This window comes from Streptomyces sp. NPDC001843, from assembly GCF_042891955.1.
Classification (GTDB): Bacteria; Actinomycetota; Actinomycetes; order Streptomycetales; family Streptomycetaceae; genus Streptomyces.
Genome location: NZ_JBIATQ010000015.1, coordinates 31,250 through 48,461 on the forward strand (window position 1 = coordinate 31,250; position 17,212 = coordinate 48,461).

Consider the following 17,212-nt stretch of genomic DNA (forward strand, 5'->3'; position numbering starts at 1 on the left):
CGGGCCGGTCAGTCCTCGTCCTCGAGGCGGAAGCCGACCTTCAGGCCGACCTGCCAGTGCTCGATCTCGCCGTCCGCGATCGCGCCCCTGACCTGTGTCACCTCGAACCAGTCCAGGTTGCGCAGGGTCCGGCCGGCACGCGCGATGCCGTTGCGGATGGCCTGGTCGACGCCCTCGGGGGAGCTGCCGACGATCTCGGTGACCCGGTAGACGTGGTCAGACATGGGATGCTCCTCTCCACCGTGACGGGTGTGTCACGCGTCACTCCACCGTGCCGTATGCGGAGACGGAACGCGAGGCGTCGAGGGGGCCCGCGCGCGGGCCCCCTCCGCTCACCGGACCGTGCTCAGCGACAGCGCGAAGCGTTCCCGGGAGTCCGTCCACCACTGGGTCAGCTCAAGTCCGGCGGAAGCCAGTTCGGCGGTGATCCCGTCCCGCCGGAACTTCGCCGACACCTCGGTGCGCAGCTCCTCGCCCGCCGCGAAGTCGACCGCGAGGTCCAGCGCGGGAATCTTCACGGTCTGCGCCGCGCGGGAGCGCAGCCGCATCTCGATCCACTCGTTCCCCGCGTCCCACAGCGCCACGTGCTCGAAGGCACCGGGATCGAAGTCGGCGCCCAGTTCACGGTTGACGACGGACAGCACGTTCTTGTTGAACTCGGCCGTCACCCCGGCCGCGTCGTCGTACGCCCGGACGAGCACCCCCTCGTCCTTGACCAGGTCGGTGCCCAGCAGCAGGGCGTCGCCCGGCGAGAGCAGTGCCCGCACCGAGGCGAGGAACGCGGCGCGTTCGGCGGGCAGCAGATTGCCCAGGGTGCCCCCCAGGAAGGCCACCAGCCGGGGACCGGGTGTGTCCGGGAGGGCGAGCGCGGCGGTGAAGTCCGCGATCAGGGCGTGCACTTCGAGCTCCGGCCGCTCCTCGGCGAGGGCCTGGCCGGCCTGGGTCAGCGCGCTCTCGCTGACGTCGACCGGGACGTAGACACGCAGCTCCGTGAGCGCGTCGATCAGGTACCGCGTCTTCTCCGAGGAACCGGAGCCCAGCTCCACCAGGGTGCGTGCCCCGGTCGCGGCGGCCATCTCGCCGGAGCGGCCGGTCAGGATCTCCCGTTCGGCACGGGTCGGGTAGTACTCGGGCAGTTCGGTGATCCGCTCGAACAGCTCGCTGCCCCGGGCGTCGTAGAACCACTTCGGCGGCAGCGTCTTGGGGTCGGTGGTGAGGCCGTGCCGGACGTCGGCGCGCAGCGCGGCGTCCGTCGCGTCCTCGGGGAGGGTGCGGGTGACGTGCAGGGGACTCACGTGCAGTGCTCCTTCGGAGGTGCTACGGGGACCAGGTCCTTCAGTGGGGTCAGCCCCACGCCGGCGCGGTCGGCCGAGAGCAGGGTGCGGTCGGGGACCTCGTGCCAGCGCGGGTCGTCGTCGTAGGGCTCGGAGGCCACCACGGCGCGGCCGGGCTCCGCGAGGTACCAGAGGGTGTCGCCCCAGGCGGTGGCGGTGACGGTCTCGCCGTCGGTGAGCAGCAGGTTGAGCCGGGAGGCCGGGTCCGCCTCCGCGACCTGGAGAACCGTTTCACCCATGGCTCGGCCCGGATCCTCGCCGGAGTGCAAACGGTGCAGGACCAGCGCCCAGACGAACGCCGAGTCGGTGCGCGCCTCCAGGGACAGCAGATCGACCGGGGGCAGCGCGGCGGCGAGGGGCGCCACGGAGTGCGGCCAGCCCTTCAGCGCGCCGTTGTGGCTGAACAGCCAGCGGCCGGCCGCGAACGGTGCCGCCGCGGCCTCCGCGTCCGCGCCCGCCAGGGTGGCGTCGCGCACCGCCGCGAGCAGCGCGTTCGTCCGGACCACCCGGGCCAGATCGGCGAAGGACTGGTCCGCCCAGATCGGCCCGGCCCGCCGGTAGCGGGCCGGCACCGGGTCGTCCGGGGCGTACCAGCCGACGCCGAAACCGTCGGCGTTGACCGTGCCGTACCGCTGGCGCCGCGGCGCCCACGACTGGCGGTACAGCCCGTGCGGAGGCTCCGTGATCAGCCGGCCCAGCGACTCGGGCGGACCCACGTACGCCAGATGGCGGCACATCAGACGTCCTCCGAGCGGGCGGTGCGGAAGCCGGAGAAGATCTGCCGCCGGATCGGGTAGTCCCAGTTGCGGAACGTGCCCCGGCAGGCCACCGGGTCCACGGCGAACGAGCCGCCGCGCAGCACCTTGTACTCCGGTCCGAAGAACACCTGCGAGTACTCCTTGTACGGGAACGCGGTGAAGCCCGGGTACGGCAGGAAGTCGCTCGCCGTCCACTCCCACACGTCGCCGATCAACTGCCGTACGCCGAGCGGCGACTCGCCCGCCGGGTAGCTGCCCGCCGGGGCGGGGCGCAGATGGCGCTGGCCCAGGTTGGCGTGCTCGGGCCCCGGGTCGGCGTCGCCCCACGGGTAGCGCCGGGAGCGCCCGGTCGCGGGGTCGTACCGGGCCGCCTTCTCCCACTCGGCCTCGGTGGGCAGCCGGCGCCCGGCCCAGCGGGCGTAGGCGTCGGCCTCGTACCAGCACACGTGCAGCACCGGCTCGTCGGGCGGGACCACCTCGGTGACCCCGAACCGGCGCCTGAGCCACTGGCCGCCGTCGCGGCGCCAGAACTGCGGTGCCCCGATGCGGTTGGCCTGTATGTGCGCCCAGCCCTCCGGTGTCCACCAGCGCTCGGTTTCGTAGCCGCCGTCCTCGATGAACGCCTGGTACGCGGCGTTCGTCACCGGCGTGGTGTCGATACGGAAGGGAGCCACCTCGGCCTGGTGCGCGGGACGTTCGTTGTCCAGCGCCCAGGGCTCGGTGGAGGTGCCCATGGTGAACGGGCCACCGGGCACGAGGACTTCGGCCGGTCCGGTGAACAGGGGGGCCGGGTCCGGGTCGGGTGCGGTCAGGGCCTGCGGGCCCTTGCGGAGCTGATGGGTGATCAGCATCGTCTCGTCGTGCTGCTGTTCGTGCTGGGCGATCATGCCGAAGGCGAAGCCCGCCTCGGTCAGGCGGGTGCCGTGCAGCGCGGTGCTCTCCAGCAGGTCGAGGGCGCGTCCGCGCACCTCCGCCACGTAGCTACGGGCCTCGGTGGGCGGCAGCAGCGGCAGCGAGGGCCGTTCGGCGCGCGGGTGCTCGAAGGCGTCGTACAGGCCGTCGATCTCGGGCCGCATCGGCTCCCGGCCGCCGACCGTCCGCAGCAGCCACAGCTCCTCCTGGTTGCCGATGTGGGCGAGGTCCCACACCAGCGGCGACATCAGCGGCGAGTGCTGGGTGGTGAGGTCGGGCTCGTCGACGCAGCCGGTCAGCAGGGCGGTCCGGTCGCGTGCCGTGGTCAGGGAGGCCAGCGCGCGTTCGCGGACGGCCTCGAGGTCGAGGTCGGGGGCGGTCATGGGCGGATGTCCTTCCCGTGGGTGCGGGCGGCCGTGCCGCGCAGGCTGTCCAGCAGGTCGTCGGCGGGGCAGCGGCCCCGGGCGACATAGCGGTCTTGGTACGCCGCGACGGCGTCCGTGACCGCGGTGGTGGCGCCGAGCCGGGGGAGCGCCTCCAGCGCCGCCGTGAAGCAGGCGACGGCCGCCTCCCGAAGCTCAGGGTCGGCCGGACCGTACCGGGCCGCGTCGGTCCACAGCGGGTTGTGCGGGGCGGGCAGCGCGAGGGCCCGCTCGGCCAGGGGTTTCACGGCCCGGTACGCGCTCTCCGCGGCCTCGGGGTCGTCGAAGAGCGCGGCCGTCACCGCGAGCGGCACGATCCACCCGTCGTCGCCGGGCTGCGCGTCGATCATGCGCAGCTCCAGGTGCCCGCGCGGTCTGACCGGCGGGAACAGGGTGGTGAGGTGGTACTCGAGGTCCGCCCGGGTCGGCGGCCGGGGCTCCCCCTTGCGGATCCAGTCCCGGAAGGTGAGCCCGTCGGGCACCTCCCAGGGGGCGCCGTCGAGCCGTACGCACATCACCGGGGCGTCCAGCACGTGCCGGGCCCAGGCGGTACGGGGCTCCCCGTCGGGCGGGGGCGCGCCGGCGCGGCCCGCACCGATCTCCATCCACATCAGCTGGCGCGTGGACAGCCAGCCCGTCGGCTGCCCGGCGGCCAGCGGGGAGTTGGCGAACGCGGCCACCAGGACCGCGCCCAGCTGGTGCGCCAGCCACCAGCGCCGCTCGTGGCCCAGCGGGCCGGGCTCCTCGTGCCCGGCGTCGACGCACACCTGGACGGAGGCCGAGGCGCACATCATGTGCCGGCCCGCCGCACCCGTGCGGTCCAGGCAGGCCTCCATGGCGTCGTAGCGGGGCTGGCGCAGGAACCTGCGGGGCTCGTGCCAGGGGTCGTGGCCGACGCCGACGAGGCCGAGGCCGTCCTGGGCCAGGACGGCGCGGACGGCGTCCAGGTCGGCGGACACGGTGCCTATGCACTCCATGAGGGAGGCGGCGGGCGGCGAGCTCAGTTCCAGCTGGCCGCCGGGCTCCACGGTGAGCGCCGACCCCAGAGGGACGGTGCGCAGTGCGGCGTATGCCGCTTCGAGTCGTGCGGGTGTCACCGGGCGCTGCGGCGTCCGCAGCTCGTGCACGAGCCATTCCACTTCGACCCCGAGCGTGCGGGGCGGTCCGGTCTTGAAGCAGATGCCCCTGACCAGGGCCTCCACCTCGGGTTCGGTGACGGCGGTGCGGTGCTCCGTACAGTCGCCGCAGTCGCCGGCCGAACCGGTTCCAGATGTATCGGACATGTCGGGATCCTCCTGAGATTCCACCATGCCGCCGACCTGGCCCGGGTCGGCCGGGTCGGCATCGTCCGTTCCACCCAAGACCTTCTCGCCGATTCGCACAAGGGTGCAAATCGGGGCAACGGTGTACCGCAACCTCTCTTTCCACGGCTGGGAAACTCTGTTGCACCGCAGGACCAGCATCGCTCACGATGCGTTCATGAGCACGACGGGGGAGGCCGCGCGGGCCGTGGTCATGGCGCCGACGGGGGTGGCGCCATGAGCGCGCGCCTGCGCGGCATCGCGCGGGAGACCGAGGAGATCGTGGCGGCGGGGGCCTACCGCGCGCCCGGCGGGCACGAGGTGCCGCTGGCAGCGGCGATCGAGGCCGCGCGGGCCGGAACGCGGATGTACGGCCCCGGCCCGGTGCCGGTGCCGGCGGCCCCCGGGGCCGACACGGTCTTCGAGGTCACCGGCGAGAGCAGCCTGGAGGCCGCCCGCCGGCTCGTGGGACCGGCCGCCGTCCTGAACTTCGCCTCGGCCCGAAATCCGGGCGGCGGGTACCTGAACGGCGCCCAGGCCCAGGAGGAGGCCCTGTGCCGCGCCTCCGCCCTGTACACGTGCCTGCTGAGGGCCCCGGAGTACTACGACCACCATCGCGCCCACCGCGACCCGTTCTACACGGACCGTGTCATCCACTCACCGGCCGTGCCCGTCTTCCGCGACGACCGCGGCCGTCTGCTGGACGAGCCGTACGCGGCGGGGTTCCTGACCTCGCCGGCCCCGAACGCGGGAGTCGTCCGGCGTACGGCCCCGGAGCGTGCCTCCGAGCTGCCGTCCGCCCTGTCGGCGCGCGCCGAGCGGGTGCTGGAGACCGCCGCGGCGCACCGGTACCGGCGGCTGGTGCTGGGCGCCTGGGGCTGCGGGGTCTTCCGATGCGACCCCGCGCAGGTCGCGGCCGCCTTCCGCGCACTGCTCGGCCCGGGCGGGCGGTTCGCGGGGACCTTCGAGCACGTCGTGTTCGGAATCCTGGACCGCACACCGGGGACCGTGGTGCGCGAGGCCTTCGAGCGGGCCTTCCCGGAGCGTCAGCTCCAGCCGTAGCGCTCGTGCAGCCGGTTCCTGACCAGGTTGAACCGGCCGCGGTCCAGCGCGCACGCCTCCCGGCGCATGCCCTCCTCGTGGAGCCGCAGGACGCGGTCCACGTCGACCCAGGAGTCGCGCCCCGAGCGGTCCCAGGGGCCGCTGCCGATCGCCACCCACTCGCGGTCTCCGTCGTGCCGCTTGCTGGAGAGCTGCACGGCGAGGAACGTGCCCGCCGCCTCGCGGGCGACCACGAGCACCGGGCGGTCCTTGCCCCGCCCGTCGTTCTCCTCGAAGGGCACCCAGATCCACACGATCTCCCCGGGGTCCGGGTCGCCGTCGTGCGCGGGGGAGTACTCGGTGCGCACCGGGCCCACCTCGCGGGGGTCGGCCTCGGTGGTGGCGCGGGGGCCGTGGCGGCCGGGGACGTTCTCTTCGGCGAAGGCTGTCACGCGGGGCACCTTACGGGGTGTCGTACGAGGCCTGTTCACCGGTCCGGCGCAGATGGTCCTCGATCAGGGCGAAGGTGGCGTCCGGCCGTTCGAGCTGGGGGAGATGGCCGGCCTCGGGAACGAGTTCGAACCGCCCCCGCGCGAAGGCGGAGGCATAGGCCGCCCCGTACGCGGGGGTGGCGATGCGGTCGCTCTCGCCCCACAGCAGCAGGGCGGGCTGGTGCACGCGAGCGAGGCGGCGCAGGAGCTTGGGGTCGTGCATGTACGGGTCCCCGGCGAGGACCCGCATGGTGGCCATGTTGCCCTGGCGGCGGGCGAGTTCCTCGGCGGGGATGTCGGCGGGGTCGACGTGGAAGCGGTCGGGGTCGTGCCAGGAGTGCTCAGCGGCGGCGCGGGCGTCGAGCGCGAAGAAGTCCGTGACCGGTTCCGAAGGGACGTGCACACCGACCGCGTTGACGAGGACCAGGCCGGTGATCAGGCCCGCCGTGTCGCGCACGGCCATCTCGGCGGCGATCCAGCCGCCGAGCGAGGACCCGACGACCAGGACGTCCTCCAGGCCCCGGTCGTGCAGCAGGTGCAGATAGGCGAGGGCCAGGTCGTCGACGCCGGTCAGCCAGTCGGGGCGGTGGGTGCCGTCCCAGCCGGGGTGTACGGGCGTGAGGACGTGTGCGGTCGCGGACAGCCGGTCGGCGAGCCCGGCGACCGTGGCCCGGCCGCCGCCGCCGTGCAGGACGAGCACCGGCCGGCCCGTGCCGGCTTCAAAGAGGGTGAGGGGCAGGTCGGCGTACACATGAGTGATCTGATCGGTCATCATGCGGTGAGTCTAACTAAAGATCTTTATATAAGCTAGCTTAGTCATGCGTTAGGCTCGGTTCATGCGTGATGACCTGCAAGTTCTCGGCCGGGCGGTGAAACAGGCCCAGTACCGGCAGCACCGGGCCCTCGACAGCGCCCTCTCCGCCGTCGGTACCACCCTCGCCCAGTGGGACGCGCTGCGCGCGATCGGCCGCTCGCCCGGCGCGTCCGCGCGCGAGCTGGCGGCGGCCACCTTCCAGACCGAGCAGGCGTTCGGAGCGCTCATGACCCGGCTGGCCGCCCAGGGTCTCGTCGAGCGCCGGCCGGGCCACGGCCGGCGCATCGAGCACCACCTCACACCCACGGGCGAACAGGTCCTGGCGGCGGGCCACCGCGTCGCCGACGAGGTGCTCGCCGAGTGCTTCTCCGCCCTGCCGGAGGCGGACCGGGCCACTTTGCTGACCTTGCTCAGGCGCCTGAACGACGAGGGCGGCGCACGCTGACCGCGTGCGCCGCCCCGCATCGCCCCCGGGACTACCTCCCGTCGTCCTCCACCGGCACCGTCTGCGCCGGAGGCGGCGTCACCACCCCGTTCAGAGGCGAAGTGCCGACCGGACCCTGCCCGTTGTGGTTCATCGAGGTGAGCAGCTGGCGGGCCAGACCGAGGCCCGTGCCGCCCATGGTGAGCGCCTTCGCGAACAACTCGGCCATCCCGTCGGCACCGTTGAGCAGCACCATGTTGTCGACGTTGCCGAAGGCCGACGCGCCGGCCTGGACGATCTCCGGCCAGTTCTCGGCGAGTTGCTGGGCGACGACCGCCTCCTGGTTCTCGGCGAGGGCGGCGGCGCGGGCCTTGATCGCCTCCGCCTCCGCCAGACCCTTGGCCTTGGCCGCCTCGGCCTCGGCCAGACCCCTGGCCTGAGCGGCGGCCGCCTCGGCCTCACCGGTGGCCCGGGTCGCCGCCGCGGTGGCCGCACCCCGGGACTTCGTCGCCTCGGCCTCGGCGCCCGCGGCCGTCTTGACCCGGGTCGCCTCGGCCGCCGCCGCCAGCTCCGTCTCCTTCGCCTTGGCCTGCGCCGCCGAGATACGGGCGTCGCGCTCCGCCTCGGCCAGCGTGCGCTTCTCGTAGGCCTTGGCGTCTGCGGGCTTGCGGACATCGGCCTGGAGCTGCTGCTCGCGCCGGTGCGCCTCGAGTTCGGCGACCCGCGTCTCCTGGACGACGACCTCCTGCCGGGCGGCCGCGTCCTCGAGCGGACCGGCCTGCCGGGACCTGGCCGCCGCCTTGTCCCGCTCGGCCTGGTAGCCGGCCTGGAGGATCTCGCTGTCCCGGGTGGCCTCCGCCATCCGGGCGAACGACTGCTGCTCCGCCTCGGTGGCGAGACGGTTCGCCTCCGCCTGGGCGATGCGCGCGTCCCGCTGGACGGCCGCCGCGTGCGGCATCGCCAGGTTCTGGATGTACCCGGTCGGGTCCTCGATCTCGTGGATCTGCAGAGAGTCGACGATCAGGCCCAGCTTCTCCATCTCCGTACCGCAGGCCGCCCGGGTCTGCCCGGTCAGCTTCTCCCGGTCACGGATCATGTCCTCCACCGTCAACCCGCCCACGATGGAGCGCAGATGACCGGCGAAGACGTTGTGCACCCGCTCCGACATCAGCTTCTGCTGGTCCAGGAAACGCCGGGCGGCATTGGCGATCGACACGAAGTCGTCGCCCACCTTGAAGATGACCACGCCCCGCACCTTCAGCGGGATGCCCTGGTGGGTCACGCAGTCCACCTGCAGCTCGGTCTCGTTCAGATCGAGGGAGAGCTTGCGCACCGCCTGTACACCGGGCAGCACCAGCGTGCCGCGCCCGGTGACGATGCGGAACCCCATGCCCTCCTCGAGGCCCTCGGTACGGTGTTTGGAACCGGAGATGATGAGCGCCTCGTTCGGCTCGGCGACCCGCCACATCATCTTGAACAGACCGATCAACACGAGAACGGCGACGACCGCCGCCCCCGCAACGACGCCGACAACCATCGGCATACGCCCCCTTTGCATGGTGCCCTCTCGGCACCGAACGAAGGGAGTGTGCTCCTCGGCAGGTCACGGGAGAAGACGCAGGCACATCCTTGTTGCAATCTTGACGCGAACCGCCTCACCTGCGGTGAAGCATGCTCAACTGTCGTACGCCGGAGCCACGTACACCGTTCTCGGCGGCAGGTGCTCGACCACCATCACCACCGTGCCCGGCTCGATCCGGCTGCGGCCGTCGGCCGCGTAGGCGAGGAAGTGCTCCGCGCCGCCCCGCACCCGGACGATCACCTCGCCGACCAGCCCGGGCCCGATCGTCCCGGTGACCCGCCCCATCAGCCCGACCATCGACGCATCGTCCATGGCCACAGGGTAGGTCCTCGACGGCTGCCTCACGCCGCCTCGACGGCGGCCGTGCTCGGCTCCGGCGGCCACAGGTCGTACCACCGCAGTTCCGCCTCCAGTTGGGCTGCGAGGGAGAGCAGCAGCGGCTCGCTGTTCGCCGGGCCGAGGAGCTGGGCGCCCACCGGCAGGCCGCCGTCGACGAAGCCGGCGGGGACGTTGACGCCGGGCCAGCCAAGGACGTTCCACGGCCAGGCGTAGGGGCAGGCGGCGATCATTGCGCGGTCGGTGGCCAGACCGCCGAGGTCGAGGAACGCGCCGATCAGGGGCGGGGGAGCGGCGGTCGTCGGCGCGAGGACGACGTCGTAGGACCGGAAGAACGCGCCGATCCTGCGGTGCATGACCGCCTCGGCGCGCCGGGCCGCCCGCAGCGGGGCCCCGCCGAGCAGCCGGCCCAGACGGGCGGCGCCGTGGGTGCGCCGGTCGAGCAGTGCGGGTTCGGGGGCCTCGCGGACCCGCTCGGCGATGCCGGCCGTGGCACGCGGCACGAAGGTCAGCCCGATCCGCCCGTACGGCGGGTCGGCCTCTTCGACAGAGTGCCCCAACGCGGCCAGTTTACCGGCGAGTTCCACGACCCGGTCTCGTACCTCCGGCCGCAGGCGGGCGGGCACGGCGGTGAAGGGCGGCTTGAGGGCGAGGGCGACGCGCAGCCGGCCGGGGTCGCGTCCGACCGCCCGGGCGGCCTCGACGGCGGGCGGGCGGTGCGGGTCGAGGGGGTGGTTGCCGCTCGCCGCGTCCAGCAGCAGCGCCGCGTCGGCGACCGTACGGGCCAGCGTGCCGTTGACCGTGATGCCCTGGAAGGACTCGCCGCGCGGCCAGGTGGAGATGCGGCCGCGCTGCGGCTTGACGCCGATCAGGTGCGTCCAGGAAGCCGGGATACGGACCGACCCCGCGCCGTCGGAGCCGAGCGCGGCCGGGACCAGCCCGGCGGCGACGGCGGCGGCCGAACCTCCGGAGGAGCCGCCCGGTGTGTGCCGTGTGTTCCACGGGTTGCGGGTCTCGCCGAAGGCCGGCCCCTCGGTGAACGGCCACTGCCCGAACTCGCAGGTGTTGGTCTTGCCGACGATCACCGCCCCCGCCGCGCGCAGCCGCCGTACCGCCTCGCCGTCCTCGGGCACCGGCGGGAACGTGCCGCAGCAGCCGAACGCGGTGGGTTCCCCGGCCACGTCCATGTCGTCCTTCACCGCGACGGGCACCCCGAGCAGCGGACGCCGGGTCCCGGTGGCCAGTTCCCGGTCCGCGGCGTCCGCCTCGGCGAGCGCGGCCTCGGCCCGGACGATCCGGAAGGCGTTGAGCGATCCCTGGGTGGCCTCGATCCGCGCCAAGGCCGCCTCGACGAGGACGCGGGAGGTCACCTCCCCGTCGGCCAGCGCGCGAGCGGACTCCGCCAGGCCTGCGGCACGGTCGAGCGTCATTGCGGGACACCTCCGGGAACACGTCGTCTACCGAACGGTAACGTCCGCGGGCCGCAACAGACAGCTTTTCCACAGGTGGCACCCGGCCACGTCGGAATCATTGACGTGCACCTGTCGCACCCCTACCTTCTGATCGACTTCTCGAACTTTGTTCGCCAAGTCGAACGTTGCTCAAGTTCCCAGGGAGAGCCGCCCGTGACCACCAGTCGTCCCGCCCCGTCCCGCCGCACCCTCCTGCGCACGCTGGCCGCCCTGCCGGCGTCCGCGGTCGTGCTCGGCGAGCTGCCCGGCCTGCTCGGCGCCGCCGCCGCCGCACCCGCGGGGGGATCCGCCACGCGCTACACGATCGTGCCGTTCCTCGACAGCGACGACGGCACGGTCGACGTGTACCAGTCGGACGACGCCACCGACTTCCGGCTCGTGCGGGCCGCCGCCTACACGCCGCCGGCGAACCGCATCCGGGACGCGAGCGTCTTCAGGCACACGGACGGCTACTACTACCTCACCTACACCACCCACACCTGGCAGGACGTCAGCACCACGATCGGCTTCGCGCGCAGCTCCGACCGGCTCGCCTGGACGTTCCTGTACGACTACACGGTCCCGGTCGCGAACCTGTCCCGCGCGTGGGCGCCGGAGTGGTTCGTGGACGCCGACGGCAGCGTCCACGTCATCGTGTCCTGCTCGACCACCGACGACGAGTGGATCTTCATGCCGTACCTGCTGAAGGCCACGAACACGTCGCTCACGGCGTGGAGTCCCCCCGTCGCCCTCTCCGGCATCGGCGGCAACCACATCGACACGTTCGTCGTGCGGACCGGCTCGACGTACCACGCCTTCACCAAGAACGAGACGACGAAGTACATCGAGTACGCCACCGCCGCCCGGCTCGCCGGACCGTACACGATCTCCCGGACCGGCGACTGGGCCGGCTGGGGCAGCTACCGCGAGGGCCCGTCCGTGATCCAGCTCGACAACGGCGCCTGGCGGATCTTCTTCGACGGCTACGGTGACGGCACCTACTACTACAGCGACAGCCACGACGGCTTCGCCACCTGGAGCACGCCCAAGGCCCTCCCCTCGGTCTCGGGCACGGCACGCCACTTCACCGTCGTCAAGGAGACCGTGTCCGGCGGCCCGTCCCTCGCCAAGGGCGTCACCCGCTCCTTCCGGTCCGCCAACCACCCCACCCGCTACTGGCAGGAGCAGCCCTCGACGGCACTGCTCGACCTGCCGGTGGTCACCGGCGCCGCCACCTCCGCAGAGAAGCAGGCCTCGAGCTTCACGGTCGTGGCGGGTCTCGCCGACGCGAACGCCTTCTCCTTCCGCGATGCCTCGGGCAAGTACCTGCGGCACTACGGCTTCCGCGGCCGCTTCGACGCGAACGACGGCACGACCACGTTCGCGAAGGACGCCACCTTCATCGCCCGCACGGGCGCGGTCGGCGGCTCGGTCCGCCTCGAGTCGTACAACTATCCCGGCCACTACCTGCGCCACTACGGCTACCAGCTGCGCGTCGACGTGTGCGACGGCACGGATCTGTTCCGGCAGGACAGCTCCTTCCTGCCGGTGACCGCCTGGGCCTGACGGCCCCGCCACTCGCCCGCGTGTGGCGGTTGTCGTTATTTCAGGTGAACCACTCCCTGGTCCAGGCCAGTTGACCGGAATGTCGGCCTACCCTTTTTTCCTCCGAGTTGTCGCAGGCATTTTCCGGCCTGCCGCTCGACGGTCTTGTCTGGGGGGTGGCGTTGATGCGGCGGTGGGTGCGGCGAGGCGGGTCCGTTCCGGGTGCGGGCGCCGTGCTCGCCGCCGCCCTGGCGGCCGGGGTCGTGGCAGGCGTGTCCCTGCCGGTCGGCGTGGGGGTGCCCGCCGCCTACGCGCTGGCCGCCCTCTCGCTCTTCGTGCGGGCGCGCACCACTTCGGGCAGGGTGCGGCTGCGCCTGTTGCTGTTCGTCGCCGCGGTGGCGGCCGGCGGTCTTCACCACCTTCTCGCGCACCGGCTCCCTGCGTCCGGTCTGCCGTCCGCCGGGTTGCTCCAGGCCGTGGTCCAGCTTCTCGCGGCCGCCGGGATCGTCGGCTGTCTGGGGCTGAGCGTCGCCGGCCTGCTGGTGGCCGCCGCGGACAGCGGCACGGTCACGACATGGGTCCGGCGCGTTCTGGACGGATGGATGATCGCGGGCTCGCTGATCACGCTGGGCTGGGTGCTCCTGCAGCACCGCTCGGCCGAAGGCGGGGGTGTGCCCCGGTCCGTACCGTGGCTCGCGCGCGTGGTGACGGACATCGTCGTACTGGGTCTCCTGGTGGCTCTGCGGTACTGCCAGCACCCCCGGGAGCGGACGGCCGGCACCCTGTCCGCCCTGGCCCTCGTCCTCCTCTTCCTGAGCGACGCCGCGCGCGTCCTGCCGGCCCCCGCCGAGGCGACCTGGTGCGGTGTTCCGCTCGTGGGCAGCTGCGCGATGACCGGTCTGTTCCTCGTCGCCGCCGTGCCCTGGCTGCCGGGTGGCGCCGACGTGATGAGCGTCGACCAGCGGATGATGCCCGTCGTCGGGGTGGTGGCCTCCTTCGTCCCGGTGGCCGTCTGCGCGCTGGCCCTCGCGGCCCACACACTGAGCGGTGGCCGCGTCGACCCCGGCATGATGGTGCTGGCCGGTTCCGTGCTCGTCGCGCTCGGTGTCCGGCAGGCCGTCGTGCACGCCGACCACCTGCGGGTCACCTCCGACGCCGCGGCCCAGGGGGAGCGTTACCGGACGCTGGTCGACGGCTCGCGCGACGTGATCACCATCGCGGATCTGGACTGCCGTGTCCGCTATGCCAGTCCGGCCGCGCTCACCGTCTTCGGCTACCGGCCCGGGGACCTGGTGGGGGCCCCGCTGCCCCTGTACTGCCACCCCCAGGACCTGCCCCCGCTGCGGCAGGCCATCGAGAACCTGCTGCGGGAAGCCCGCTCCGGCATCCGCGGGCCGGTCCGCTATGTCTCCTGCCGGGTGCTGGCCGCGGACGGGCAGTGGCGTCACGTCGAGTCGACGATCGGCCACCACCCCGAGGGCATGATCTTCAGCAGCCGTGACGTGACCGAGCGGACCAGACACCAGGAGCAGCTCGAACGTCTCGCCTACCATGACACGTTGACCGGCCTGGCCAACCGCGGGCTGTTCGCCGACCGGGTCGCGCACGCCTTGCGGAAGCGAAGCGTCGGCACGCGTCCGCCGGCGGTGCTGTTCCTCGACCTGGACGGCTTCAAGTCGGTGAACGACTCCCTGGGACACGCCGCGGGCGACGCCCTACTCGTCCACGCCGCCCGGCGGTTGCGGACCTCGGTGCGGGACTCGGACACCGTAGCGCGTCTCGGCGGCGACGAGTTCGCCGTTCTGCTGGAGGCGGAGGCGGGCACATGCCCTCCGCCGGCCATGGAGGTGGCCGAGCGTATTCTGTCCGCCCTCACCGTGCCCTACCGCATCGGCGGCACGAGTGCGGCGGTCTCGGCCTCCATCGGCATCGCGGTGGCCACCGCGGGGATGACGCCCGAGGAACTCCTGGACCATGCCGACCAGGCCATGTACGCGGCGAAAGCCGCAGGGAAGTGCGGTATTCGCGTCCATCTGGCTTTGCAGGAACAAAGCCAGGAAGTCGGACTTCCGTAACCTCGCAGGGGCGTGGCCGTACGGTTGCCAACTACTCCGTTCGGGTGATGCGATGGTGGACCCCTTGTCGCTCGAATGGAGCTGTGCGTCACTGTGAGTGTGAACCGGCGGGCTGCCCATCCCCGTGCCGGGGGAACGTCGAGACGGGCAGCGCTTGCCGGTTTTCTCTGTGCCCAGGGGGAGGCGACGCGGGCTGCTGTGACTTCCGCCGTGTGAGCGGGAGACGTCCCTTCGGTCGCCCTGGGTCCGGCACCACCGACAGCGCCCGTGGGGATCGGGACAAGGGCGAGGCATGCCATTGACGGCGGCTCGATCCCAGGCGGCGCGACCTCGGTGACCGGGTGTCCCTCGCCGGTTCCTCGCATGTCCCCATCAAGCAGCGAGGAGCGCGTCATGCCTATCACCCCCAACCAGGGTTCCACCGGCGGTGGGACGCTCGTGACCATCACGGGCACGAACCTGGCCAACACCAGCTCGGTGAAGTTCGGCACCAAGTCGGCCACCAACGTCACCCAGGTGTCGCCGACCCAGGTCACCGCCGTGTCGCCGTCGGGAACCGGCACGGTCGGCGTCACGGTCACCACCCCGGGCGGTACCAGCAACCCGGTGCCGTTCTTCTACGTCGGCGCCCCGTTCAAGTCGTCCCTGGGATCGACCTCCGGGCCGCTGGCCGGAGGCAACACCATCAGCCTCAGCGGCACCGGCCTGTCCACGGCCACCAGCGTCTCCTTCGGCGGGGTGACCGCCACCCCGACCGTGGTCAACGACAACCAGCTCACCGTCACCGTGCCGGCCGGTGCGGCGGCCGGACCGGTCGGCGTCAGCGTGACCACCGCGGGCGGCACGAACAACGGTCTGACCTACACCTACGTGGACGTCCCGACCATCACGACCGTCGTCCCCGCCTCCGGTCCGACCTCTGGGGGGACCGCGGTGACGATCACCGGCACCCACCTCGACACCACCGAATCAGTCACCTTCGGCGGCACCCCGGCACCGTTCTCGGTGATCAACACCACCACGCTGTCGGCGGTCACCCCGCCCGGCGCGGCGGGCGTGACCGACGTGACGGTGACCAACCCGGCCGGGTCCGACACGGCGACCGGCGCGTTCACCTACGTCGCCGGGCCCGGCATCTGATCCAGCCGGCGGCCTTCGCACAGCGGAGGCGACGAAACCCCCGTCCGGGCGGCGGCCCCCCACCGCCCGGACGGGCCCGACCCGCGTACACGGACGTGTCCGTACTGAAGGAGTTACAGCGATGGCTGCCCCTGTGGTCTCTTCGGTCAGTCCCAATCAGGGGCCGGCCTCCGGCGGTACCACCGTCACCGTGACCGGTAGCGGCTTCACCGGCGCCACAGCCGTCCGGTTCGGCGCCGCGTCCGCGACCTCGTTCACCGTCGTCAGCAGCACCCAGATCACGGCGGTCAGCCCACCCGGCAACGGACCGGTGAACGTCACCGTGACCACCAGCCAGGGCACCAGCAGTCAGTCGGTCCCCTTCACCTACGTGACCGTATCGGCTCCCACACTGACGAGCCTGGCACCGACTCAGGGCCCCGTCGGTACGTCGGTGACGTTGACGGGTACGAACCTGACCGGTGCCACGGCGGTGCGTTTCGACGGGGTGGCCGTGTCGTCGTTCACGGTGGACTCGGCGACGCAGATCACCGCGGTGGCCCCCGCCCACGCGGCCGGGGCCTCCGCGGTGACCGTCACCACGGCCGGTGGCACCAGCAATGCCCTGACCTTCACGTATCTCGCGGCGCCCGCCATCACCGGTGTGTCACCCACCCAGGGGCCGACCTCGGGGGGTACGTCGGTGACGTTGACGGGGACGAACCTGACCGGTGCCACGGCGGTGCGTTTCGACGGGGTGGCCGCGTTGTCGTTCACGGTGGACTCGGCGACGCAGATCACCGCGGTGGCCCCCGCCCACGCGGCCGGTGCCGCGGCGGTGACCGTCACGACCCCGGGCGGCACCAGCAACCCCGACAACCCCCAGGCCTACTTCTTCTACGCCGCCGCGCCGTCGCTGACCGCCGTCACACCACCCTCCGGGACCACGGCGGGCGGCACCACAGTGACCCTGGCCGGCACCGGCCTGCTCGGCGCGACGGCGGTGCGCTTCGACACGCTGGCGGCGACGTCGTTCACCGTCAACTCGGCCACCCAGATCACCGCGGTGGCTCCCGCTCATGCTGCGGGCACCGCGGCGGTGACCGTCACGACCCCGGGCGGCACCAGCAACCCCGTCGCCTACGTGTATCTCGCGGCACCCGCGCTGGCCTCGCTCGTCCCCGACAAGGGGCCCGCCCAGGCCGGCACCGTCGTGACCGTGACCGGCACCAATCTCACCGACACCACGGGCGTCCAGTTCGGCTCGACCCCGGTGCCGTTCACGGTGGTGTCACCCACCCAGCTCACCGCCGCCGCCCCCGCGGGAACGGCCGGGCCGGTCACCGTCACGGTCACCACCCCGGCCGGCACCAGCAACAGCCTCACCTACACCCGGATCGCGGCCCCGGGCATCTGAGGGAAGTGGTGAAACCGCGACAGCCGGTGCCGCGAACGGCACCGGCTGCACGGATCCAACTTCCCACCAGGAGTGCCCATCGCGGTATGCCGGCACGATCACACGTGCTCTTCCGGAAAAGCAGCGAGTGGTCCGACTGCCGCATCCCCCGGCGAGAATGGGCGGCCCACCGGTTGGATCGATTCCAGTA

At 72.5% G+C, this 17,212-nt stretch carries 16 protein-coding genes; 6 read left to right on the plus strand and 10 right to left on the minus strand.

The window, feature by feature from the left end; genetic code table 11:
- Positions 1-8 precede the first annotated feature (8 nt).
- From ACFYZQ_RS32010 to egtA, 5 genes are all read right to left on the minus strand, one after another.
- Positions 9-224, minus strand: a complete 216-nt coding sequence (locus tag ACFYZQ_RS32010; protein WP_389155343.1) for a dodecin — start codon at positions 222-224, stop codon at positions 9-11.
- 108 nt (positions 225-332) lie between these two features.
- On the minus strand, positions 333-1,295 hold the full coding sequence (egtD, locus tag ACFYZQ_RS32015; RefSeq protein ID WP_389155345.1) for an L-histidine N(alpha)-methyltransferase: 963 nt from the start codon (positions 1,293-1,295) through the stop codon (positions 333-335).
- Entirely contained in the window at positions 1,292-2,071 is a 780-nt protein-coding gene (gene egtC, locus ACFYZQ_RS32020; protein WP_389155348.1) for an ergothioneine biosynthesis protein EgtC, read from the minus strand. Before egtC ends, egtD begins: the two co-directional genes overlap by 4 nt.
- The gene (gene egtB / locus ACFYZQ_RS32025) at positions 2,071-3,387 is read right to left on the minus strand and encodes an ergothioneine biosynthesis protein EgtB (protein WP_389155351.1); all 1,317 of its coding nucleotides are present in this window, start codon (positions 3,385-3,387) and stop codon (positions 2,071-2,073) included. Before egtB ends, egtC begins: the two co-directional genes overlap by 1 nt.
- Entirely contained in the window at positions 3,384-4,709 is a 1,326-nt protein-coding gene (egtA, locus tag ACFYZQ_RS32030; RefSeq protein ID WP_389155353.1) for an ergothioneine biosynthesis glutamate--cysteine ligase EgtA, read from the minus strand. Before egtA ends, egtB begins: the two co-directional genes overlap by 4 nt.
- A gap of 255 nt (positions 4,710-4,964) precedes the next feature.
- Here egtA and ACFYZQ_RS32035 point away from each other — a divergent pair, with 255 nt between their 5' ends.
- A complete protein-coding gene (locus tag ACFYZQ_RS32035; RefSeq protein WP_389155356.1) occupies positions 4,965-5,789 on the plus strand; it encodes a TIGR02452 family protein in 825 nt (274 codons plus the stop codon).
- On the opposite strand, the gene ACFYZQ_RS32040 is transcribed toward ACFYZQ_RS32035, so the two are convergent.
- Together ACFYZQ_RS32040 and ACFYZQ_RS32045 are read right to left on the minus strand one after the other, a co-directional pair.
- Positions 5,774-6,220 (minus strand): type II toxin-antitoxin system PemK/MazF family toxin, encoded by a 447-nt coding sequence (locus ACFYZQ_RS32040; protein WP_389155358.1) that lies wholly within the window; start codon positions 6,218-6,220, stop codon positions 5,774-5,776. The genes ACFYZQ_RS32035 and ACFYZQ_RS32040 overlap by 16 nt on opposite strands.
- 10 nt (positions 6,221-6,230) lie before the next feature.
- Positions 6,231-7,034: an alpha/beta fold hydrolase gene (locus ACFYZQ_RS32045; RefSeq protein WP_389155361.1), complete on the minus strand. Its 804-nt coding sequence runs from the start codon at positions 7,032-7,034 to the stop codon at positions 6,231-6,233.
- A gap of 61 nt (positions 7,035-7,095) precedes the next feature.
- On the opposite strand from ACFYZQ_RS32045, the gene ACFYZQ_RS32050 reads away from it, so the two are divergent.
- Positions 7,096-7,518 (plus strand): MarR family winged helix-turn-helix transcriptional regulator, encoded by a 423-nt coding sequence (locus ACFYZQ_RS32050; RefSeq protein ID WP_389155364.1) that lies wholly within the window; start codon positions 7,096-7,098, stop codon positions 7,516-7,518.
- Positions 7,519-7,549: 31 nt separating this feature from the next.
- Here the strand turns inward: ACFYZQ_RS32050 and ACFYZQ_RS32055 are convergent, their stop codons facing one another.
- The 3 genes from ACFYZQ_RS32055 to ACFYZQ_RS32065 all read right to left on the minus strand — a co-directional run bounded on the left by ACFYZQ_RS32055 (position 7,550) and on the right by ACFYZQ_RS32065 (position 10,845).
- A complete protein-coding gene (locus ACFYZQ_RS32055; RefSeq protein WP_389155367.1) occupies positions 7,550-9,040 on the minus strand; it encodes a flotillin family protein in 1,491 nt (496 codons plus the stop codon).
- 132 nt (positions 9,041-9,172) lie between these two features.
- Positions 9,173-9,391 carry a hypothetical protein gene (locus ACFYZQ_RS32060; protein WP_389155370.1) on the minus strand — a complete coding sequence of 73 codons (219 nt, stop codon included), beginning with the start codon at positions 9,389-9,391 and terminating at the stop codon, positions 9,173-9,175.
- A 29-nt stretch (positions 9,392-9,420) separates the two neighbouring features.
- Entirely contained in the window at positions 9,421-10,845 is a 1,425-nt protein-coding gene (locus tag ACFYZQ_RS32065) for an amidase (RefSeq protein ID WP_389155372.1), read from the minus strand.
- A gap of 195 nt (positions 10,846-11,040) precedes the next feature.
- Here ACFYZQ_RS32065 and ACFYZQ_RS32070 point away from each other — a divergent pair, with 195 nt between their 5' ends.
- From ACFYZQ_RS32070 to ACFYZQ_RS32085, 4 genes are all read left to right on the plus strand, one after another.
- Entirely contained in the window at positions 11,041-12,432 is a 1,392-nt protein-coding gene (locus tag ACFYZQ_RS32070; protein WP_389155375.1) for a glycoside hydrolase family 43 protein, read from the plus strand.
- Positions 12,433-12,644: 212 nt separating this feature from the next.
- Positions 12,645-14,486 (plus strand): diguanylate cyclase domain-containing protein, encoded by a 1,842-nt coding sequence (locus ACFYZQ_RS32075; protein ID WP_389155378.1) that lies wholly within the window; start codon positions 12,645-12,647, stop codon positions 14,484-14,486.
- Between the two features lie 393 nt (positions 14,487-14,879).
- A complete protein-coding gene (locus ACFYZQ_RS32080; protein WP_389155380.1) occupies positions 14,880-15,626 on the plus strand; it encodes an IPT/TIG domain-containing protein in 747 nt (248 codons plus the stop codon).
- 121 nt (positions 15,627-15,747) lie between these two features.
- Complete coding sequence (locus tag ACFYZQ_RS32085; protein WP_389155383.1) at positions 15,748-17,022, plus strand: IPT/TIG domain-containing protein; 1,275 nt, start codon at positions 15,748-15,750, stop codon at positions 17,020-17,022.
- Positions 17,023-17,212: the final 190 nt, after the last annotated feature.

Bases quoted from the DNA above. Each gene is read 5' to 3' on its own strand.
- egtB (WP_389155351.1), bottom strand. From the start codon at position 3,387: ATGACCGCCCCCGACCTCGACCTCGAGGCCGTCCGCGAACGCGCGCTG.
- ACFYZQ_RS32080 (WP_389155380.1), top strand. From the start codon at position 14,880: ATGCCTATCACCCCCAACCAGGGTTCCACCGGCGGTGGGACGCTCGTG.
- ACFYZQ_RS32065 (WP_389155372.1), bottom strand. From the start codon at position 10,845: ATGACGCTCGACCGTGCCGCAGGCCTGGCGGAGTCCGCTCGCGCGCTG.
- ACFYZQ_RS32050 (WP_389155364.1), top strand. From the start codon at position 7,096: ATGCGTGATGACCTGCAAGTTCTCGGCCGGGCGGTGAAACAGGCCCAG.
- ACFYZQ_RS32010 (WP_389155343.1), bottom strand. From the start codon at position 224: ATGTCTGACCACGTCTACCGGGTCACCGAGATCGTCGGCAGCTCCCCC.
- egtC (WP_389155348.1), bottom strand. From the start codon at position 2,071: ATGTGCCGCCATCTGGCGTACGTGGGTCCGCCCGAGTCGCTGGGCCGG.
- ACFYZQ_RS32035 (WP_389155356.1), top strand. From the start codon at position 4,965: ATGAGCGCGCGCCTGCGCGGCATCGCGCGGGAGACCGAGGAGATCGTG.
- ACFYZQ_RS32085 (WP_389155383.1), top strand. From the start codon at position 15,748: ATGGCTGCCCCTGTGGTCTCTTCGGTCAGTCCCAATCAGGGGCCGGCC.
- ACFYZQ_RS32055 (WP_389155367.1), bottom strand. From the start codon at position 9,040: ATGCCGATGGTTGTCGGCGTCGTTGCGGGGGCGGCGGTCGTCGCCGTT.
- egtA (WP_389155353.1), bottom strand. From the start codon at position 4,709: ATGTCCGATACATCTGGAACCGGTTCGGCCGGCGACTGCGGCGACTGT.
- ACFYZQ_RS32060 (WP_389155370.1), bottom strand. From the start codon at position 9,391: ATGGACGATGCGTCGATGGTCGGGCTGATGGGGCGGGTCACCGGGACG.
- ACFYZQ_RS32045 (WP_389155361.1), bottom strand. From the start codon at position 7,034: ATGATGACCGATCAGATCACTCATGTGTACGCCGACCTGCCCCTCACC.